Origin of the sequence: Microcystis sp. LEGE 08355 (assembly GCF_015207185.1) — a bacterium.
Taxonomy (GTDB): domain Bacteria; phylum Cyanobacteriota; class Cyanobacteriia; order Cyanobacteriales; family Microcystaceae; genus Microcystis; species Microcystis panniformis.
In genome coordinates this window covers 1-4,599 of sequence record NZ_JADEXI010000374.1, presented here as the reverse complement: position 1 = coordinate 4,599, position 4,599 = coordinate 1, and the positions used below count along the sequence as shown (strand labels likewise).

At 48.4% G+C, this 4,599-nt stretch carries 5 protein-coding genes; all 5 read left to right on the top strand.

Features of this window, described 5'->3' with window-relative positions:
• The first annotated feature begins 139 nt into the window (after window positions 1-139).
• The 5 genes from IQ242_RS17235 (at window position 140) to IQ242_RS17215 (ending at window position 4,167) form a co-directional block, all read left to right on the top strand.
• Window positions 140-1,363, top strand: coding sequence for a M20 family metallopeptidase (locus IQ242_RS17235; protein WP_193960819.1), 1,224 nt, complete (start codon window positions 140-142; stop codon window positions 1,361-1,363).
• Window positions 1,364-1,441: 78 nt separating this feature from the next.
• Entirely contained in the window at window positions 1,442-2,329 is an 888-nt protein-coding gene (gene argB, locus IQ242_RS17230; RefSeq protein WP_193960818.1) for an acetylglutamate kinase, read from the top strand.
• 168 nt (window positions 2,330-2,497) lie between these two features.
• Window positions 2,498-2,719, top strand: a complete 222-nt coding sequence (locus IQ242_RS17225) for a DUF4327 family protein (RefSeq protein ID WP_002771755.1) — start codon at window positions 2,498-2,500, stop codon at window positions 2,717-2,719.
• A gap of 43 nt (window positions 2,720-2,762) precedes the next feature.
• Window positions 2,763-3,983, top strand: coding sequence for an efflux RND transporter periplasmic adaptor subunit (locus IQ242_RS17220; RefSeq protein ID WP_193960817.1), 1,221 nt, complete (start codon window positions 2,763-2,765; stop codon window positions 3,981-3,983).
• Window positions 3,976-4,167 carry a type II toxin-antitoxin system HicB family antitoxin gene (locus tag IQ242_RS17215; protein WP_370583019.1) on the top strand — a complete coding sequence of 64 codons (192 nt, stop codon included), beginning with the start codon at window positions 3,976-3,978 and terminating at the stop codon, window positions 4,165-4,167. The genes IQ242_RS17220 and IQ242_RS17215 overlap by 8 nt, the downstream gene beginning before the upstream one ends.
• The last annotated feature ends 432 nt before the right edge of the window (window positions 4,168-4,599 follow it).

The following is a 4,599-nucleotide window of genomic DNA, read 5'->3' as shown; positions in this document are numbered from 1 at the left end:
GGGGAGAAGGGAGAATAAATAAAGGCAATCTCCTGAATCCTGCCTCCTGAATCCTGAATCCTGACGACCGACGACCGACGACCGACGACCGACGTTAAACTAGAAATCGGTGATCAAAAAAACTAGCCGTCCGAACCTGATGATTTCCTCCTTTCCCGTTCCTAATAGCTTGAATGGCGCTCAAATTCGCCTTGCTATTCGTTCCCTGCAGCCGCAATTAGTTCACTGGCGCCGACAAATACACCAAAAACCAGAACTAGGCTTTCAAGAACATCTCACCGCCTCCTTAATCAGTCAAACCCTGACTAAATACGGAATTGAGCATCAAACCGGCATCGCCGGCACCGGAATTGTCGCCACCATCGCAGGCAGTCAACCGGGGCCAGTTTTAGCCCTGCGGGCCGATATGGATGCACTACCGATCGCCGAAGAAAACCAAGTCCCCTATCGTTCCCAACATCCGGGCCAAATGCACGCCTGTGGTCACGATGGTCACACAGCGATCGCCCTCGGTACAGCAGTTTACATAGCACAAAACCGTCACGATGTCAAGGGGATCGTAAAAATTATTTTCCAACCCGCCGAAGAGGGGCCGGGGGGTGCGAAACCGATGATCGAAGCGGGAGTGCTGAAAAATCCCGACGTGGACGGAATTATCGGGCTACACCTCTGGAATAATCTGCCCTTAGGGACAGTAGGCGTGAAAAATGGGGCCTTAATGGCGGCGGTGGAATGTTTCGATCTCCAGATTCAAGGCCGGGGCGGCCACGGAGCAATTCCCCATCAAACCGTCGATTCACTACTGGTGGCGGCCCAAATCGTCAACGCCTTGCAAACTATCGTCGCCCGCAACCTTAACCCCCTCGATGCCGCCGTGGTGACTGTGGGTAAATTAGCGGCGGGAACCGCTAGAAACGTGATCGCCGATAGTGCTAATCTCAGTGGGACAGTGCGCTATTTCAATCCCCAGTTAGGGGGCTATTTCCGAGAACGGATGGCAGAAATTATCGCGGGCATCTGTCAAAGTCAGGGGGCTAGTTATCAATTCGATTACTGGCAATTGTATCCCCCGGTAATCAATCATGATCAGATGGCGGAATTAGTGCGCTCAATCGCCGCACAAGTGGTGGAAACCCCAGCCGGAATCGTTCCCGAATGTCAAACCCTGGGAGGGGAAGATATGTCCTTCTTTTTACAGGAAGTACCGGGCTGTTATTTCTTCTTGGGGTCTGCCAATCCCGAATTAGGATTAGCCTATCCCCACCATCATCCCCGCTTTGATTTTGATGAATCGGTGTTAACCATGGGAGTCGAGATTTTTGTCCGTTGCGTCGAAAAATTCGGCAACTCTAGGACTTTCTAGAAATCCGTTCAAGGTGAACAGTTTTTGTCAAACCTGAAACCGCTAAACTGATCACTGGATCAGACAGGTAAAAAACCCATGAACAATAATACCCACGAAAACTATGCCCGACGGGTGAAAATCCTCAGCGAAGCCCTACCCTATATACAAGAATTTCGCGGTCGTACTGTAGTGGTTAAATACGGTGGTGCGGCCATGAATAACAGCGATATCAAAGACACGGTGATGCGAGATATCGTTTTTCTCTCCTGTGTGGGGGTTCGTCCCGTGATTGTCCACGGTGGCGGTCCGGAAATCAATAGTTGGCTGGATAGATTAGGTATTGAACCCCAATTTAAAGACGGTTTACGCGTCACCGATGCCGCCACCATGGATGTGGTAGAAATGGTGCTGGTGGGGCGCGTCAATAAAGAAATTGTTGCCCTGATCAATCAAGCTGGCGGTAAAGCGGTAGGATTATGCGGTAAGGATGGTAATCTGATCACTGCTCGTCCCGTGGGTAAAGAGGGCATTGGTTTTGTGGGAGAAGTCAGCAGTGTCGATACTAGCGTCGTCGAATCCTTGGTCAATAGTGGCTATATTCCCGTGATTTCCAGTGTGGCCGCCGATGAAACCGGCCAAGCTCATAATATCAATGCCGATACGGTAGCCGGAGAAATAGCGGCGGCTTTAGGGGCAGCTAAACTGATTTTGATGACCGATACAGCCGGAATTTTAGAGAATTACAAGGATCCTTCCACTTTATTGGCTAAATTAGATATCCAACAGGCCCGGGAGTTGATTCAAAAAGGCATCGTTGCCGGCGGGATGATTCCCAAAGTTGGCTGCTGCGTGCGATCGCTGGCCCAGGGAGTTCAAGCTGCTCATATTATCGATGGTCGTCTTCCCCACGCCCTTTTACTGGAAATTTTCACCGATCAAGGCATCGGTTCCATGATTGTGGCCTCCGGTTATACTAATCTATAGTAGTAATTACCGTACTTTTGGTTAAAAAGACTTGCCTAAAACCACAGATATGGTGTAAAAGTAAGTTAATAAATGCGCTTCTCGATCCTTTGTAATGGCAAAAGTCTTAGTCTTGAGTTAGTTTAGTCGGGAAGCGCAAAATCTGAAGTATTCATAGCAATTGAATTTATGACCAAACAAGCTGTAGCTCACCCGATGGTGAAGTTTCAACGCAAGGTTAGCAAGTGGATAGATGCAAAAGTAGTCAAACCTAGCGATAGTATCTGGAAACTGGCTCTTTTATACGGAGATGAGTGGACATACTGGAAGCAAGAGTTGCTCGATTTCGGTTTCTCCATGCAAGACCCTCTCAGTGAAGTGGTAGCGGTAGAAGCTTGGGACGAAGAATAGGCGACCATCGACTCAAAAGCGGCTTTCTACTAGGACTATCGCCATGGGATCGAATCCGATTATCCTTTCCGCTCTGGTTATCTTATCCTTCAGTGCCAGTTGTTCTCCCCGGACCGAAACCCAACCACCCCCACCAGCAGCCCGTACTACCACCGTCAACGTCGCCACGGCTAAACTGGCAACCAGCGGAGGCAATCTCGATTACACGGGAACTACCCGACCTTTAAAAGTCGTTTCTTTGCGATCGCAAGCCCCTGGGCAGTTACTCAATCTCCTCGTTGATGTGGGAGATGGGGTGCAATTAGGACAAATCCTCGCCCATATTGATGATCGTCTCCTCGCCACCGTTGTCCGGCAAGAAAAAGCCGCCCTGTCGGCCCTAGAAGCGGAATTAGCCCGGGCGAGAATTGAAGTCAGTAACGCTGAAATTGAAGTGCAGCGCCTACAACTACAATATCAACAGGCCAAAAATGATGCCGAGCGCCTGCAAAAATTAGCCCTAGAAGGAGCGATTCCCCTACAACAGGGCGAAACAGCCCAAACTGCGGCGGCAGTGGCTTTAAAAGCCGTTAATAGCGGGCGATCAAGAATTAAAGTCGAGGAGCAGGTAGTGGCGGCAATTATCGGCAGAATTGCCGCCCAAAAATCGGTCATCGCTCAGGAACAACAACGTCAGGCCTACGCTACTCTTAAATCACCGGCGACGGGGATAGTTATCGAAAAACTGAAAGAGCCGGGGGATTTAGTCAGTATCGGCGATGAAGTCCTCAAAATTGGCGATTTTCAGCAGGTCAAGGTAGTAGTATTATTATCAGAATTGGATTTAAAAACGATTAATTTAGGACAAAAGGTTAATGTCAGCCTTGATGCTTTCGGTAATAGAAATTTTTCCGGTCGCATCACCAGAATTTTCCCCCTCAGCCAAGGCACGGCCCGGCGGATTCCCGTGGAGATTACTCTAGCCAATGGGGATGGTTTAATTAAAGGGGGATTATTGGCCCGGGTGCGGTTTAATAATAATTCTGCTGCGCAGGTGATTGTTCCCGAAACAGCAATTGTCAGTCAAGGGGAATCCTCGGCCATTTTCGTCCTTTCCGAGGAGAACTCGCAAGTGGAAAAACGGCCCGTTCGTCTCGGTCAAGCGCTTGACGGTCAAGTAGAAATTATCACTGGACTTGAACCGGGGGAGCGTTTCGTCGTTAATAGTAGTAAACCTTTGCAAAATGGTGAAAAAGTCCGCGTCAGTATCCTGAGTAATCCTTGAGCAAACCATTGGAGATACCTTTGAAGAGGTTCAGGAAAATATTAAAGAAGCGATTGAATTTTACCTTGAGGTTTTGCAAGAACGCGGGGAAACCATTCCAGAACCCACAACTAAAGTCGGATTGGTTGGAGTGGCTGCAGGAGGGTTCTTACCCACTACCCAAAAACTGCTGGGGTTTCACTGACGAAAAACAAGGGCGACCCAATCAGCTACGATTGAAGGGGCAATCGCACGGGTTGTCTTGCTCTTTTTTCTCACAAATTTAATTTTCGCACAGGTCTAAGTAAGGAGGCACAATTATTTGTAGGATGGGTTAGCGGTAGCGTAACCCATGCAGGCGTTGGGTTTCATGCTTCAACCCAACCTACGTTCATCTTATATTTAATTCCACCCACCCACTTAATTGGTCTATAGTAGTGATTGTGGCTGTCCTTCTAGGTTGAGGCAAAATGGGGGTTTCTTTTTAGCGAAAAAAATGTCCCTAAAGATGATAACTATCTCCCTTAATCTTTATGGTCAATTATTGCCAGAAATAAGCCAAATAAAATAATTTTTTCCCATCCCCTTGCATATTTTCTCGAGCGAGCGGCTTTTCAGTCCCCAAAATCCTTACAAT

What these genes read in the sequence shown, in the direction of transcription:
- IQ242_RS17235 (WP_193960819.1), top strand. Translation starts at nt 140, where the DNA reads ATGATTTCCTCCTTTCCCGTTCCTAATAGCTTGAATGGCGCTCAAATT.
- argB (WP_193960818.1), top strand. Translation starts at nt 1,442, where the DNA reads ATGAACAATAATACCCACGAAAACTATGCCCGACGGGTGAAAATCCTC.
- IQ242_RS17225 (WP_002771755.1), top strand. Translation starts at nt 2,498, where the DNA reads ATGACCAAACAAGCTGTAGCTCACCCGATGGTGAAGTTTCAACGCAAG.
- IQ242_RS17220 (WP_193960817.1), top strand. Translation starts at nt 2,763, where the DNA reads ATGGGATCGAATCCGATTATCCTTTCCGCTCTGGTTATCTTATCCTTC.